This window comes from Synechococcus sp. CC9616 (genome assembly GCF_000515235.1).
Lineage (GTDB): Bacteria > Cyanobacteriota > Cyanobacteriia > PCC-6307 > Cyanobiaceae > Parasynechococcus.
In genome coordinates this window covers 1941772-1955443 of record NZ_KI911558.1, presented here as the reverse complement: position 1 = coordinate 1955443, position 13672 = coordinate 1941772, and the positions used below count along the sequence as shown (strand labels likewise).

General features: G+C 52.3%; 15 protein-coding genes. 6 read left to right on the top strand and 9 right to left on the bottom strand.

The features are described from left to right. Positions 1 to 3: 3 nt before the first annotated feature. Together urtD and urtE are read left to right on the top strand one after the other, a co-directional pair. Positions 4 to 747 (top strand): urea ABC transporter ATP-binding protein UrtD, encoded by a 744-nt coding sequence (urtD, locus tag SYN9616_RS0111225; protein WP_028953164.1) that lies wholly within the window; start codon positions 4 to 6, stop codon positions 745 to 747. 28 nt (positions 748 to 775) lie between these two features. Further along, positions 776 to 1522, top strand: a complete 747-nt coding sequence (gene urtE, locus SYN9616_RS0111220) for an urea ABC transporter ATP-binding subunit UrtE (RefSeq protein ID WP_037990977.1) — start codon at positions 776 to 778, stop codon at positions 1520 to 1522. Positions 1523 to 1572: 50 nt separating this feature from the next. Here urtE and SYN9616_RS16610 read toward each other — a convergent pair whose 3' ends face one another. The 4 genes from SYN9616_RS16610 to SYN9616_RS15760 form a co-directional block, all read right to left on the bottom strand. Then, positions 1573 to 1851, bottom strand: coding sequence for an FmdB family zinc ribbon protein (locus SYN9616_RS16610; protein ID WP_028953162.1), 279 nt, complete (start codon positions 1849 to 1851; stop codon positions 1573 to 1575). A gap of 79 nt (positions 1852 to 1930) precedes the next feature. Beyond that, positions 1931 to 3136, bottom strand: a complete 1206-nt coding sequence (fmdA, locus tag SYN9616_RS0111210; RefSeq protein ID WP_028953161.1) for a formamidase — start codon at positions 3134 to 3136, stop codon at positions 1931 to 1933. Between the two features lie 203 nt (positions 3137 to 3339). Beyond that, positions 3340 to 4461 carry a formamidase gene (locus SYN9616_RS0111205; protein ID WP_232200354.1) on the bottom strand — a complete coding sequence of 374 codons (1122 nt, stop codon included), beginning with the start codon at positions 4459 to 4461 and terminating at the stop codon, positions 3340 to 3342. Between the two features lie 39 nt (positions 4462 to 4500). Continuing rightward, positions 4501 to 4917, bottom strand: coding sequence for a hypothetical protein (locus SYN9616_RS15760; protein ID WP_156918782.1), 417 nt, complete (start codon positions 4915 to 4917; stop codon positions 4501 to 4503). A gap of 305 nt (positions 4918 to 5222) precedes the next feature. On the opposite strand from SYN9616_RS15760, the gene SYN9616_RS0111195 reads away from it, so the two are divergent. Further along, positions 5223 to 5510, top strand: coding sequence for a hypothetical protein (locus SYN9616_RS0111195; RefSeq protein ID WP_198015174.1), 288 nt, complete (start codon positions 5223 to 5225; stop codon positions 5508 to 5510). Between the two features lie 461 nt (positions 5511 to 5971). Here the strand turns inward: SYN9616_RS0111195 and SYN9616_RS15755 are convergent, their stop codons facing one another. Then, positions 5972 to 6220 (bottom strand): DUF1830 domain-containing protein, encoded by a 249-nt coding sequence (locus SYN9616_RS15755; protein ID WP_037990976.1) that lies wholly within the window; start codon positions 6218 to 6220, stop codon positions 5972 to 5974. Between the two features lie 497 nt (positions 6221 to 6717). Between SYN9616_RS15755 and SYN9616_RS17400 the strand changes: the two genes are divergently transcribed. After that, positions 6718 to 6900 (top strand): hypothetical protein, encoded by a 183-nt coding sequence (locus SYN9616_RS17400; RefSeq protein WP_028953158.1) that lies wholly within the window; start codon positions 6718 to 6720, stop codon positions 6898 to 6900. A gap of 9 nt (positions 6901 to 6909) precedes the next feature. Here SYN9616_RS17400 and SYN9616_RS15750 read toward each other — a convergent pair whose 3' ends face one another. Further along, positions 6910 to 8187, bottom strand: a complete 1278-nt coding sequence (locus tag SYN9616_RS15750; RefSeq protein ID WP_037990974.1) for a glycosyl transferase — start codon at positions 8185 to 8187, stop codon at positions 6910 to 6912. A 72-nt stretch (positions 8188 to 8259) separates the two neighbouring features. Between SYN9616_RS15750 and SYN9616_RS0111170 the strand changes: the two genes are divergently transcribed. Next, entirely contained in the window at positions 8260 to 9993 is a 1734-nt protein-coding gene (locus SYN9616_RS0111170; protein ID WP_028953157.1) for an alpha-amylase family glycosyl hydrolase, read from the top strand. Then, the gene (locus tag SYN9616_RS0111165; protein WP_028953156.1) at positions 9990 to 10778 is read left to right on the top strand and encodes an HAD-IIB family hydrolase; all 789 of its coding nucleotides are present in this window, start codon (positions 9990 to 9992) and stop codon (positions 10776 to 10778) included. The genes SYN9616_RS0111170 and SYN9616_RS0111165 overlap by 4 nt, the downstream gene beginning before the upstream one ends. Positions 10779 to 10788: 10 nt before the next feature. Here the strand turns inward: SYN9616_RS0111165 and SYN9616_RS0111160 are convergent, their stop codons facing one another. From SYN9616_RS0111160 to queC, 3 genes are read right to left on the bottom strand one after another with little or no spacing between them, the layout of a single operon-like run. After that, complete coding sequence (locus SYN9616_RS0111160) at positions 10789 to 11601, bottom strand: aminotransferase class IV (RefSeq protein ID WP_028953155.1); 813 nt, start codon at positions 11599 to 11601, stop codon at positions 10789 to 10791. Then, positions 11598 to 12911: an anthranilate synthase component I family protein gene (locus tag SYN9616_RS0111155; protein ID WP_028953154.1), complete on the bottom strand. Its 1314-nt coding sequence runs from the start codon at positions 12909 to 12911 to the stop codon at positions 11598 to 11600. Before SYN9616_RS0111155 ends, SYN9616_RS0111160 begins: the two co-directional genes overlap by 4 nt. Beyond that, positions 12908 to 13576, bottom strand: coding sequence for a 7-cyano-7-deazaguanine synthase QueC (gene queC, locus SYN9616_RS0111150; protein ID WP_028953153.1), 669 nt, complete (start codon positions 13574 to 13576; stop codon positions 12908 to 12910). Before queC ends, SYN9616_RS0111155 begins: the two co-directional genes overlap by 4 nt. Positions 13577 to 13672 lie beyond the last annotated feature (96 nt).

Genomic DNA, 13672 nt, shown 5'->3' with positions numbered 1-13672 from the left:
ACTATGTCCACCCCAATCCTTGAACTAAGTGATGTAAGTGTTGATTTCGATGGATTTTTCGCACTCACAGATCTATCGATTGCTCTTGAGCATGGTGAGTTGCGATCGATTATTGGTCCTAACGGTGCCGGTAAAACGACCTTTCTAGATGTAATCACTGGTAAAGTAAAACCAACCAAGGGTTCTGTTTCATTACGTGGCTCCAGTATTGTAGGGTTATCTGAGCAGAAAATATCAAATCTTGGTGTTGGACGTAAATTTCAAACCCCACGTGTTTTTGAACATCTCACAGTCGCAAGAAATTTAGAATTAGCAGCTTCGCCTAACAAGGCTCCATTCCAATTGATGTTTGAAAAACTCAATAGCACTGTGAAAGATGAGGTGCATCGTTTGATGGACTATGTCGGTCTGGCTCCATTTGCGAAGGCTGATGCAGGTTCTCTTTCTCACGGACAGAAGCAGTGGTTGGCGATCTCGATGCTGGTTGCACAGTCTCCTGACATTATTTTGTTGGATGAACCTGTGGCTGGTTTGACAGACGATGAAACCAATAAAACGGCCGAGTTGATCAAATCTCTAGCCGGGGAACATACCGTGGTTGTTATTGAGCATGATATGGAATTTATTCGCGATCTTGGAGCGCCAGTCACCGTATTGCATCAAGGTCAAAAGTTAACAGAAGGAACTTTGGAGCAAGTTAAAGCTGATCCAAAAGTGATTGAAGTTTATCTCGGCCAATCTGACTAACTTTTATTATTCAATTCTCTAAATTATCATGACTCAAATCCAAACCAAATCACACCCTTCCGCCACAAAAACCATTCTCAAAGCAAGTGGGATAAACGTCTACTATGGAGAAAGCCATATCCTTAGGAATGTAGATCTCCACATACCTGAAGGAGAGATGATTTGTCTCATTGGTCGTAATGGTGTTGGTAAAACTACTTTTCTGAAAACAATTATTGGATTGCTCGAGCAGCGCTCTGGTTCTATTGAATACGATGGAGTATTTTTAGCTGATCAGGCCCCTTATAAGCGTGCTCGACGTGGAATTGGTTATGTCTCACAAGGACGTGACATTATTCCAAGGATCACTGTTAAAGAAAATTTGATGATTGGAATGGAATCACTTCCAGGCGGTATGGGAAAAAATAAGCATATCGATCCAATTGTTTTTGAACTTTTTCCCATCCTTGAGCAGTTTTTAAATCGTCGCGGTGGCGATTTGAGTGGTGGTCAACAGCAGCAGCTTGCTATTGCGAGAGCGTTGCTTGGAAAGCCAAAGCTCCTTTTACTTGATGAACCGACAGAAGGGATTCAGCCTTCTATCATTCTTGATATTGAGAGAGCTGTTCAGCGAATCATCAAAGAAACAGGTATCAGTGTCTTGTTGGTTGAACAGCATCTCCATTTCGTTAAACAGTCAAGTTTCTATTATGCGATGCAACGCGGCGGTATCGTGTCTAGTGGGCCAACTTCACAATTATCAGATCGGGTTATCGAAGAGTTCTTGACGGTTTGATTTGAGGGCAAAAATTTAATCTTTGCTGTTTAGGTTGTTGATCTGACGGTTCAACAACCTCTATTCAGCATCCATGGACGGGAATCACTCGAACGCAACCTTGGCTTGTTGATTTTTTCCTGTGCTTCTCGTCGAACGACTTTTGGATTTTTATCTTCGGTTTTCAATCGAATACTTGTGGATAGCATCATCGGTGGAGAGAATAGCCTCTTGCCATCGCAGCCACATTCGGGGCATTGCGTATCGTAGGAGCGTTGTTCAATAGATCTCCAAACCTCATAACTGGTTGCGCAAGTATCAGACTTGCATTCGAATTCGTAAACTGGCATTTTGAAGTTTAAGTTAAAAAGCTTCCATCAGAATGATGGAAGCTTAGGACGTTGTGGCTATTTTGGTTGATTTAAAGAATCAACACGGGAGTATATCCTGATCAAAAATTGAGGTTGGTAGTGCAAGCGTACAACATGCGTTTGGGATATCAACAATACCGCTGACCCTTCCTTCTACAGGAGCACAGCTGAGGAGCAAATAAGCTTGTTCACCGGTATAACCAAACTTTTTCAAATACTCAATTGCATTCAAGCAAGCTCGGCGATATGCTATGTGAACATCCATGTAATACTGCTTGCCCTCGAATTCATCAACGGATATACCTTCAAAGACCAAGTAATCTGTGTAATGTGGTTCAACCGGACTAGTTTTAAACATGGGATTAACCATCCCATATTTCGCCATTCCACCTTTTATCACGTCAACATGTAAATCAAGGTAGCCAGACATCTCAATGGCACCGCAGAAAGAAATCTCCCCGTCACCCTGTGAAAAGTGAATGTCACCCATTGAGAGTTTTCCACCTTCAACGTATACAGGGAAGTAAATTCTCGTGCCTTTGGTCAGGTTTTTGATGTCGCAGTTGCCGCCATGTTCACGGGGCGGAACTGTGCGGGCAGCCTCGTTGGCAATACGGTCGAAGTCGCCAGCTGCAACATTGCCGAGGATTGCACTGTTTGGATTTGGAAGCGCTGCGAGAACGGGTTCACTGCCAGAAAGACCAGCACCATACGTTCTGCGGTCTGGTGCAGTATTAACGAGTTCAGTTTCCCGCCGATTCCATTCATTCAGCAGCTCCATGGAAGGAGCGCATCCGATGAGTCCAGGGTGTGTAATACCAGCGAAGCGCACACCTGGAATGTGTCTCGAAGATGTGTAAACGCCCTCTAAATCCCAGATTGCTTTAGCTGCTTTTGGGTAGTGATCAGTGAGAAAACCTCCACCATTTTCTTTGGCAAAAATACCAGTAAAACCCCATTCATCGCCTTGTAGAGCGCCGACTTCAAGAATATCGACAACGAGAATGTCTCCTGGTTGTGCTCCGTTGACCCAAATAGGTCCGCTCAATACATGAACAACTTCTAGGTTGACATCGGCAATATCTTGCGGGTTGTCATCATCTTTGATTTGTCCGTCTGTCCAATCCTTGCATTCAATTCGGAAGACGTCACCTGGATTCACCGAAGCGACGGCTGGAATATCGGGATGCCATCTGTTATGACCCGGCATCTCCTGTTGATCCATCGGTTTTGTGAGATCAACCTTGAAAAGGGTTTCAGGCATCGATGCAGTTGCGACAAATCCATTGAATCCATCCAAAGGGGAATCAAAAGTCGCAGTTGATACACACCACAAAAGATGCCTGCTTTGAAATCAATATATTGTTGCCATTCCTACTGTGTAAAAAAATATTTTGTGGTATGTGAAATTCCTTTATAAGAAATAATCAGGCCTCAGGTATTGCCTGAAGCCTGATCGTGTATGGATTAAACAGTTGTTGCTACAGGTTCAGCCGCAGGAGCTTCTGTTTTTGGCATTGGTCCAAGCTTGACTCCGTCGGGGTAATACTTCCAGCCATCGCGAATACGTATGCTGCTGTCCCATGGCAGTTTGTATTCTCCGTTGGCTAGATCCTCTACCCAAGTGAGGTAGTTAGCTCTTTCACCGCCGGGTTTACCGACGTAGGCACGACATCCCAGATTAAAGATATTGTTTTCGAGTGCCCAGTTCTCACGGGCTTTATCCACCAATCGGGGGAAGAGTTCTGCTGTCACAATCTCCCAGGGATTCCGATGGCCTTGTTGGATCACATTGCCGTCGTAGTTGCAGACGGTTCCCTCTCCAAAGTAGTAGAAGACACCATCGTAACCAGCCAGATTGACAGAAATTGTGTACATCAAATTCTGCCAAGCGTTTGTTCTATTCGTCCAGATCCATTGATCATTCACCTGGGTGGAATATCCTGAGATTCGGATGTAAACGTTGGCCCCTTTGTATGCGGCTTCCCTGGCGAGTTCGGGGAACATGCCGTCGTGGCAAATGCAGACAGCTAGTTTTGAGCCTTTGGGTCCATCACAGACAGGCATTCCATAGTTGCCTGGTGACCAGGGCTCAATGGGAACCCATGGTTGCAGTTTCCTGTAATGAAGTGCAATTTCACCATCTGAGTTGATGATGATCGCTGAATTAAACGGTGGGAGGCTGGGATCGTCGTTCACTTCCATCAAGGAGAAGACGCCCCAGACGTCGTTTTCCTTGCAAGCATTTTTGAAACGATCAATTTCTGGAGAGTCGATGCGGAGAAGCATCTCGTCGTACGTCCAGATCGCCGTGTTCAGACCCTGAGTGGAGTACTCAGGCATCACGATGAGATCGGCTTCTGGGTAGCCGGCCTTCGTTGTGGCAACAGCCTTGCAGATCTGATCGACCTGCGTCTGGATGTCCTCCGGTCCCTTGATCACAGGAACTGGATACTGAATCATCGCAATAAGCAGCGATTCATCCCAGGAACTGACGCTACCCGTACTGGCCATAGGGCAAGAATGAGAACCATTCCCATGGTGCGTCACGGTTTTGGGGTGAACTGTTGCATCTGAGACCGTCTGCAAGTTTTTCGCCCGAGAGATCGCTGTCGCTGGTAACCGGTGTTACCTATTTTTTGCTGACTCGTCTTCGAAGTCGCCTTTTCTGCAGAGATTTTCGGCAAGCCGCTTCGCCCATGACGGTGCTCCTTGCTTCCCTTGATCAACTAGACGGCCATCGAAGTACATCAACAGTTGCCAATCGGTGTCGCCCCCATCAACCCCAGGCTCTTCATCAGCTTCAAGCCATCGCCCGTAAATGTTGTCGTATTCAGGCCAGTTAGGTAGATCAGGCATGCTGCAGACAGCATTGATTTCGATCAACCTTCGGCCGTTGTCAGGCTCGTCCACGATCACCCCGCCGTCATAGAGGCCATTCGGCTCTCCACCTTTAAAGGCGTGAGAGAGCTCGATCGTTGTACCTTCGCTGACGACCAGGGCATCTCCTGGCTCTGCGTTTTGGTATTTCACCTCCTTGGGCAAGGATTTGCATCCCTGGAATGGCATCGTCAGAACGACGGCTGATACCAGGAAGCATTTTCTCCAAGGAATGTCCTTCATTGCTCCAAGATGCAGTAAGGCATTGAGGCGGAAGTGCCGTTTATCGAAATTCTGAATCATTAAAAAATCTATCTTTTTGGAGGTTGAGTTTCAGGCCGAACGTTTTTTGCCGGTAGTTGTTGGCACAATGAAATTGTAGCGAAGGCTACAGATGTTCACTACGATACAAGGTCCAGTTTCTGTTCAGAGTGGAAACCGACGGCCTTGCAATCACAGAGGCAACCACCATGACCGATCTGCCCACCAAGACTACGCGAGCTGGACTGGCACTGGACGCAAAGTCGTCGTCTCAGACCTCCCAGCTCCTTTACCGTCGCTCCGCCTTCAAGCAAGAGTCCACAGGGGTCATCCGTTCTGCCAAAACAGCGGAACTTCTTCAACTAAAGCCCGAGCAGTCCGAGGTGGATTCGTCGCTATCAAGCCGTTTCCGGCAGCCCGTCCAACCTGGAGGTGTGATTCGTTCAAGGTTGACGGCTGAATTGCTAGGCATCACCCCTGGCGGTTTCAAATCCTGAAATCTTTATTCGTGCTTGATTGAGTTTAATCGATCTTATTGATCTTCAGAGTAAAATTAATTCTTCCGAAATCATTTTCAAGTTGGCATCATAAAGCCAGTTATTGAATGGATGTATGATTTTTTTGACTAATTTTTTATGCTAATTTCTTTAGATAATTTCAATGTGTTGGTATTTGTAATTGATTTATTTAATGAAACAACAGCCTGGCAGCCAATCAATGAAAGAGCTGTTTTAATCTATAGAGCATGTGACTGCCTATTAGGTAAAACCTTTTAACTGGTTTGTAATATTCGTGCAGGATTTGCGATATGAATGTGAAAAAATTTTTTATTTCAATGGTTTTGCGTTTAGATAACTCAAAAAATATTATTCCCAATCGTCATCAAAACAATTGATTGTTGACGGGGAAACCTGAAAGTATTTGTCGTTAAACTTAAAAGGTTTTGATCAGCTGTTCATCAGGCTACAAGGCTACTGTCGTACGTGTTGGTAGCGCAACCGGAGGCGTAGTCGGCGGCGTCGGCGCGGAGATGAAGCATTTGCCCTTCTAAGGACATCTGCCATATCTCGAGCCGGGCTTGAGGTGGAGCCTCAAAGCAAAAGGTCTCCATCGGCATGACGACCTTCTCTCGGTAAAACCGATCGGGACCAATGCATTTGAGAATGACCATTTTGCTGGAATTGTTCTCGTACCAACATTCGAGCATGGAAAGGCTAAAAGCAGTGGTAGGAGTATCGATTTACTTTTTTGATTGTTTTGTAGGCATCGACACCAATACTATTTTCCTTAATATTTTAACGATATCGACCGCTACTTTTTCAAAAGGAATGTGCCTCGCAGAACATTAAACGATTGCATCACGATCAACTGACTGATCCACGAGGTCCGTTTCGAGGTCTTTTGTCAGCATGAGCAGCGCTACGCCCATCAGGGCTAAGCCCACGCCAAAATCCTCCTTCGGCGTGCACGCGATAGTTTGAGCCAGTCGTTGGTGTTGATCCCAGTTGTAGTGCATCTCACACAAGTTGGGTTCTTGTTTTCTAAACCAGACGGATCATCCAAAGCGCATATCAGCGTGAGGACGAAAGATTTTGTGATCTTCAGTTAGATCCGAATGGCCTGACACTGGTCGGATTTCGTCGCAACAGAGACGTTTATTTCTATAGGTCACGGCGATAAAGGATTCGCGTTGATGATTTTTCTGTGACCAAAGGAATCAGTATGAGCATCACTCAGCAATTCGAGCTTGAAAGGATGAACCGGGCGATCGAGGCAACGGCTGATCCTCATCAGCTTCAAATTATTGCCAAGCAATTGTTACAAGCATGGCAATCACAGCGTGCCGCAACGGACTGGGTGATTCGTCAGCAAATGCAGGAGCTTTGAAAGGCAGACTCAAGCTGCAGTTTCACTGTGCAGACCCTGAGAAACGTATGCTGGATATTGAGGGCGTTGCATCATGGCCGTACGATTTGAGTGTCTGCGATCGGACTGGCCTGCTTCAGCAAGATCTTTTTGAAGCATGGGGTTGCAGCTGTTCAGACGTGACCAGCTGGGTAGCTGATGCGCTATCGGCGTGTCCTGGAATCGTTTCAGACCCGGTCTGAGCAGGCTTGAAAAACTTTGTACGGCAAGTTCTTCTCTGTGTCTGTCGTAGGGCAGACGGTTAATGGCTGAATCGAGGCCGAATTGTCGGACGCGATCTTCTCCAACCCTTCGATACAGCACTTCCAGGGTGGGTAATTGATCGGTTGAAACCACACAACCTTCGTGCTCCATCAGGCTGCGAAGCACTGTGCAGAAAATTTCTCCGGCCATTCTCTGCAGGCCTTCCGATGGTTTGCTTCCCAGGTCTTTGTGCTTGTGATCAAACAATCCAAGATCAACCTGAGCAATCCGGCTGGACGCCACGTGTCGATACACCTCTGATAACAGACCTACCTCCAGCCCCCAATCCGATGGGATACGCAGGTTCATTGCCAGATCGGTGGTGAAGGCAAATTCCCCAGCCAGCGGGTAGCGAAATGACTGCAGGTAGCGGAGGTATGGAAGGGGCCCGAAGATCTGTTCCAAGCTGGCAAGAAGGGGGCCAACGAAGAGGCGTGTTGCCCGACCTTGCAATGCCTGTGTTTCCAGGGAGAGGCGGCTGTAGAACGCCTTGACGTACGCCACGCCGTGGGACGGATCGAGCAGCGGACGCAACATGCGTTCGGGGTAAGACGATCCGAAGGTGCGGATGTCAGCGTCAAACAATCCGACAACCTCTGCATGACTGCAAGCCACCCCAAGACCCTGCCAGACAGCCCACCCTTTCCCTGGTGGTCCTGTGACTTCCAGGCCAAGCTCTTGAACGGACAAAAGTACTTCCCGAACCGCTGGACCGTTGGTCCAGTGAACCTGGACAGGGAAGGGCATTCCGTTGAAGAACGCCTCCGCGGCAGCGACGTCTTCAGCTGTTTCAGCGGAGAGAGCGACCACCAGGCTGCTGAGACCTTCGAGTTCCTTCAGAGCGTCACGGATCAATCCGAGGGCAGGTCGACTGAACTCGTCCATCAGACATGGAATCAGCAGTGCCGTTCGTTTCTGCGAGAGCTCTTTTCTGAAGGCAACGGCATCGAGATTCCCGAGGCTGTAGTCATGGACCGTGGTGATCAGACCTTGCTGAAAATCCATGCAGTGTTGAAGGCGACAACAAGACGAAGGGACCTGCTCCATACCTGTGGGAAATCCAACAGGTGAAGCTCCATGCATGACCCGCAGGCGGGAACGTTGCGGAAGCTTCTGGGAAATTTGTACCCGGTCGATTCTTCCTGTGATCTCGAAGAACTGTCGTCGCAATTGCTGCAATCTTCTTCGAGCTCGTTAGGGAACGGGGACACCTCGGAGGCTTCAGCGCTTTGGAGTGGAGCGGATGCGGTTCTGATCACCTACGCCGACACGGTGGCGGATGCAGGCTGCTCTGGTCTGCGAAGTCTGAGAAGGATCGTCAATGCCCATCTGGCCGAATTCGCTGCAGTGATTCATGTGCTGCCGTTCCTCAAATCCACCAGTGATGGTGGTTTTGCAGTGGCGAACTATGAGCAACTGGAGGAGCGTCATGGGGACTGGTCCGATCTCTCTGCTCTTGCGGAGGGACGTCGATTGATGGCGGATCTTGTGCTGAACCATGTCTCCGCCTCTCATCCATGGGTCCGGCAGTTTCTGCGACGGGAGGATCCCGGTCAGTCCTGTGTTCTTGAAGCCGCTCCCGATCCCTGCTGGAGCGATGTAGTCCGGCCGCGCAGCACGGCCTTGTTCACTCAGCTGGGCCCTCCCAACGCCAAACGTCAGGTGTGGACGACCTTCGGCCCGGATCAGGTGGATCTCAATTGGCGAAGCCCTGAGGTGCTGATCGGATTCGCGGAGCTGTTGCGGCGGATGTCACGTCATGGTGTCCGCTGGATTCGACTCGACGCCGTCGGCTTCATCTGGAAGGAACCGAACACCACCTGTATCCACAGGCCGGAGGCTTATCGGTTGGTGCAGGTTCTGCGTCTGCTGCTTCAGTCGCTCTGTCCAGATGGCGTCGTCGTCACCGAAACCAATGTTCCCGAGCAGGAGAATCTGTCTTATCTCCGCAACGGACAGGAAGCTCATCTCGCTTACAACTTTCCTCTTCCTCCTCTGCTTCTGGAGGCAGCGATCAGTGGTCGCGCCGATCTGCTGAACACCTGGCTCAGTCGCTGGCCGACGTTGCCGGATCAAACCGGATTACTCAATTTCACGGCCTGTCATGACGGCGTAGGACTTCGGCCGTTGGAAGGCTTGATGCCTGATAAACGCCTGCTCCAGTTCCTGATCGCCTGCGAACAGCGTGGTGGATTGATCAGTCATCGCCGGTTGAGCAGCGGAGACGATGTTCCTTACGAGATCAACATCAGCTGGTGGAGTGCGATGGCCGACGGAGGCATTGATCCCTCCCATCTGCAACTGGAGAGATTTCTGCTGACGCAGCTGCTGGTGATGGTGTTGCCGGGTGTGCCTGCCTTTTACCTTCCCGCCTTGCTGGCCACCCCCAACGACGTCTCGAAATTTCGAAAAACCGGCCAGCGTCGTGATCTCAACCGACCGCAGTTCAAAACCGATTCCCTCGAACGTCGACTCGATGATCCAGAGAGCGATCCCACGCTTGTGCTGAACGTTCTGCGCCATGCCATGCGCGTACGTGCGTTGATGCCAGCTCTGCACCCCGATACCCCCATGACCTTGATCAGTGACGGGCGCTCTGATCTGGTTGTTCTGAAACGCGGCACTCCTCAACAATCCCTCTATGCCGTGCACAACATGACGAGTGCGCGACTCAACCTTCCCCTCAGCACCTTGAGCGAAAAAGCCGCCTTATCGTCGTGGCACGATTGCCTCCAGGCGAGTGATCTGGAGAGTGGTCAACAACAGCTTCAACTTGATCCCTACCAGGTGGTATGGCTCGTCAGCCGATGACTCAGGATCCTTCATCCTGGTGGGTCGTGACCGATCTCGACGGCACGCTGCTGGATCATCACTACGACTGGTCGCCCGCTGCTGAAGCGATTCGCTGGTTGCAAGAGCAACGAATCCCAGTGATTCCCTGCACCAGCAAGACGGCGGAGGAAGTGCGTCGCTTCCGCCAAGATGCCTGTCTGTCCGATCCCTTCATTGTGGAGAACGGTGGAGCGATCCACGGACAGCATCCCGATGGCGAGGAATGGGAGATCAGCCTTGGACCTGGCTGGCAGGAGCTCAGACCCAAGCTCAAAGAGATCGAGGCAAAGCTTGGTGAGCCGTTGCTCGCACTGGATGAACTCAGTGATGCGGAAGGCGATCGATTGCTTGGTCTGAGTGGGGAGGCGTTGCGTATGGCTCAGCGTCGTCGTTGCAGCGTTCCCTTTGTGGCTCCTGCTCGCTCAAGCCGGGACCGCTTGATCGCGATGGTTCAGGAGTATCGACTCACGATTGTCGAGGGCAACCGCATGGCTCACCTTCTTGGTGAGGGCATCAGCAAAGGCCGGGCTCTCGAAGCACTGAAGCAGCAACAGGATTGTGGTGATGTTCAGGTCCTGGGACTCGGGGACTCGCCCAATGATCTGCCACTGCTTGAGGTGGCGGATATCGCTGTTGTGGTTCCTGGGATGAAGGGACCCCACCCAAAGCTGATCGAAGGCATCGAAGCCGGTCGTTTTCAATTGGCTCGAGCTCCTCATGGCCGTGGCTGGGCCGAGTCGGTGCTGAGATTGCTGCCAGGCTGATCGGGCTGCTTCAGAGCAGAAGATTGCCCCAGAGTGTCTGGCTTTGGCTCGCCCTGATGAGAGTTTTGTCATTCACGGACTGAATCTCTCGACAACCCAGACTGTTGATCAGAAGGGCCTGATCCGTTGGTTTCAGGCTTGCCCCAATCCAGGCTTCCCGACACAGACCTGTAGCCAGGGCTCTGGCGCGCATCACTCCTGGCAGGCAGCCGCTGCTGAGCGGGGGTGTCAGCCAGGCTCCATCACGACACACCAGCAGATTGGCGCTGGTGCTGCAGCAGAGTTCACCGTTGGTGTTGAGCAGGAGGGCGTCGTCCATCCCGGCGGCCAGTGCTTCCCGACGGGCCAGAACCGCCTGTCCATAGGCAAAGGTTTTGCATCGACTCAGACGACTGTTGGCGTTGCGACGTTCATGGCTACTGATGATCGTCGTGACAGGCTTGAACTCCGGTTCGCAGGGGTCAAGGGTGAGCCAGAAACGTTCCTTGCCGCTGGTTGGATGAACCAGGCCGCGACCGCCTGTCGATCCGCGGCTCCAGTTCAACCGCAAGGCACCTGTGCTCTGGCCCAGCTGTGCCCGCGTGATGGCGTCCATTAGCAGCGGTTCCAGGTCGTTTTCTTGCGGTGGCGGTTGCATGGCCAGGAGCTCGGCGCCTGTTCGCCATCGCACCAGATGCAGCGACAGCAGCTGTGGCTTGCTGCCGATCGTCAGGATCGTTTCGAACACGCCATCGGCCAGTCGCAGGCCGCGATCGCTCACCGGAATGGAGAGCTCATCGGGAGAGCTCCACTCACCATCCATCCAGGCAACCGCTTGGCTCATCGCAAGGCGTCCAGGAGCGGTCGCAGTTTCCAGTTGAGTTCATCGGCTTCGTTCTCCGGGTCGGAGTCGGCAACAATCCCGCAGCCGGCGTGGGCTCTCAGTCGATCGCCCTTCCGCATCAGGGAACGGATCAGGATGTTGCTGTCGAATTGACCGTCCCAGTCGACCCGGATCATGGATCCGCAGTAGGGCCCCCGGCTGACGGGTTCGAGTTCTGCCAGGCGTTGGCAGGCCCTGAGTTTCGGGGCGCCTGTGATCGAGCCTCCCGGCCAGCAGGCCTGCAGCAGATCGGCCCAGGAGAGACCGTTTTGCAGTTCACCCTGGACGACGGATGTGAGGTGATGAACGGCTGAGTAGCTCTCCAGCCCGAGCAGTTGCGGGACCTGGATCGAGCCTGGCTTGCAGACCCGACCCAAATCGTTGCGCAACAGATCCACGATCATCACGTTTTCGGCCCGGTCCTTGTCACTGCAGACCAGATCAGCTGCCTGGTCGGCATCCTGTCGCTCATCCAGATCCCGTGGCCTCGTGCCCTTAATCGGTCGTGTTTCGACGCAGCCTTTGGAGTTGACCCGTAGAAACCGTTCCGGTGACGTGGAAAGCACGGCTTCCTCGAGAGCGTCTCCGTCTCCGATCAGCAGTCCTGCAAAGGGTGCTGGGCAACGCTGACGCAGTTTCAGGAACAGGTCCAGGCAGGATCGTTCCGCTGGCCAGGGCGTGCTGCAGCACGCGGTGAGGTTGGCCTGGAACAAATCGCCTGCAGCGATCAGTTCTTTGATCCGCTGCACCCCTGCCGTGAAGCAGGCTCGGTCGCTATGCCAATGCCATTGTTCCGGAGCGATCTCGATCGGTTCCGCTTGCGCATCCGCTGCCTCATTGGAGGCTGTCAGCCAGCGCGACATCCGTTCGAGGCGAAGTGGGTCTGTCCCTTCGATCCACAGGTTTTGAGTCAGCAGGTCAAAGCGCAGGACCGGGTCATGTCGTGCGATCCAGAGGCTCGCCATGGCATCCATCGGCCAGGGGTTGGCGGGTTCTGTCCAGCAAGCAGCTTCGTAGCTGAGCCAGCCGCACCAGTGCCCTTGTCCCAGCTGGCGCAGCAGTTCAAAAGGGTTTTGGGCCTCTGGTTGGCCGGGGCCTCCGCGGCTGCAGCGTTGTTCAACCGGATCGACCGCCAGAGTCACCCAACGGCCCCGTTCACTGCCGTCTCCATCCAGCCAAATCAGGCCAGCTTCTCCCCATTCCTGGGCAAGACGCCTGGCCACCGTGGCGGGTTGACGCCAGGGCAGGCTGCGACGGATGGGTTCGTTCAGCTGCACAGATCCGAGCGGCCGGCGGCTTGGAGAGCGGCATCACGGATGCGGCAGCTGTCGCAGACTCCGCAGGGATGGTCTCCACCGCTGTAACAGCTCCAGGTGTCTGCGATGGGGACACCCAGTCGTAGAGCTTCCTGGACGATTTTTGTTTTGCTCCAGGTCACCAGTGGTGCCCAAAGCTTGGTGCCATGTCCCTCGCGTCCAGATTTGCTGGCGAGATCGGCCAGAGATTGAAAGGCCTCGAGATAGTCGGGGCGACAGTCTGGATAGCCGGAGTAGTCCACTGCATTCACCCCCAGAACGAGGCGTTGAGCGGCTCTTGCCTCTGCCAGGCTCAGGCCGATGGAGATGAAGACGGTATTGCGGCCGGGAACATAGGTCGCCGGGATTCCGTCGTTTTTGACGCCATCTGTTGGTATGCGGACCTGGTCATCGGTCAAGGCAGACCCGCCCCAGGCGGCGAGGTTCACACTGATCCGATGGTGCTCGGCCAAGCCGAGACTCTGTGCCACTTGTTCCGCTGCTTTCAGTTCACGGCGGTGCCTTTGTCCATAGTCGAAGGACAGGCCGATCACCCGATCACCCGATTCAATCGCCAGCGCGGCTGCGGTGGCGGAATCGAGGCCGCCGGACAACAGGGCGATGGCGGTTCTGGATTCCATCTCTTCATTCAAGACGTCCACGGTGATGTGACGATTGATGATTTCTTTGCTGAGAGAAAAAGATTTGAGCCGTTTTACTCAGTTCTGTAAAGCACT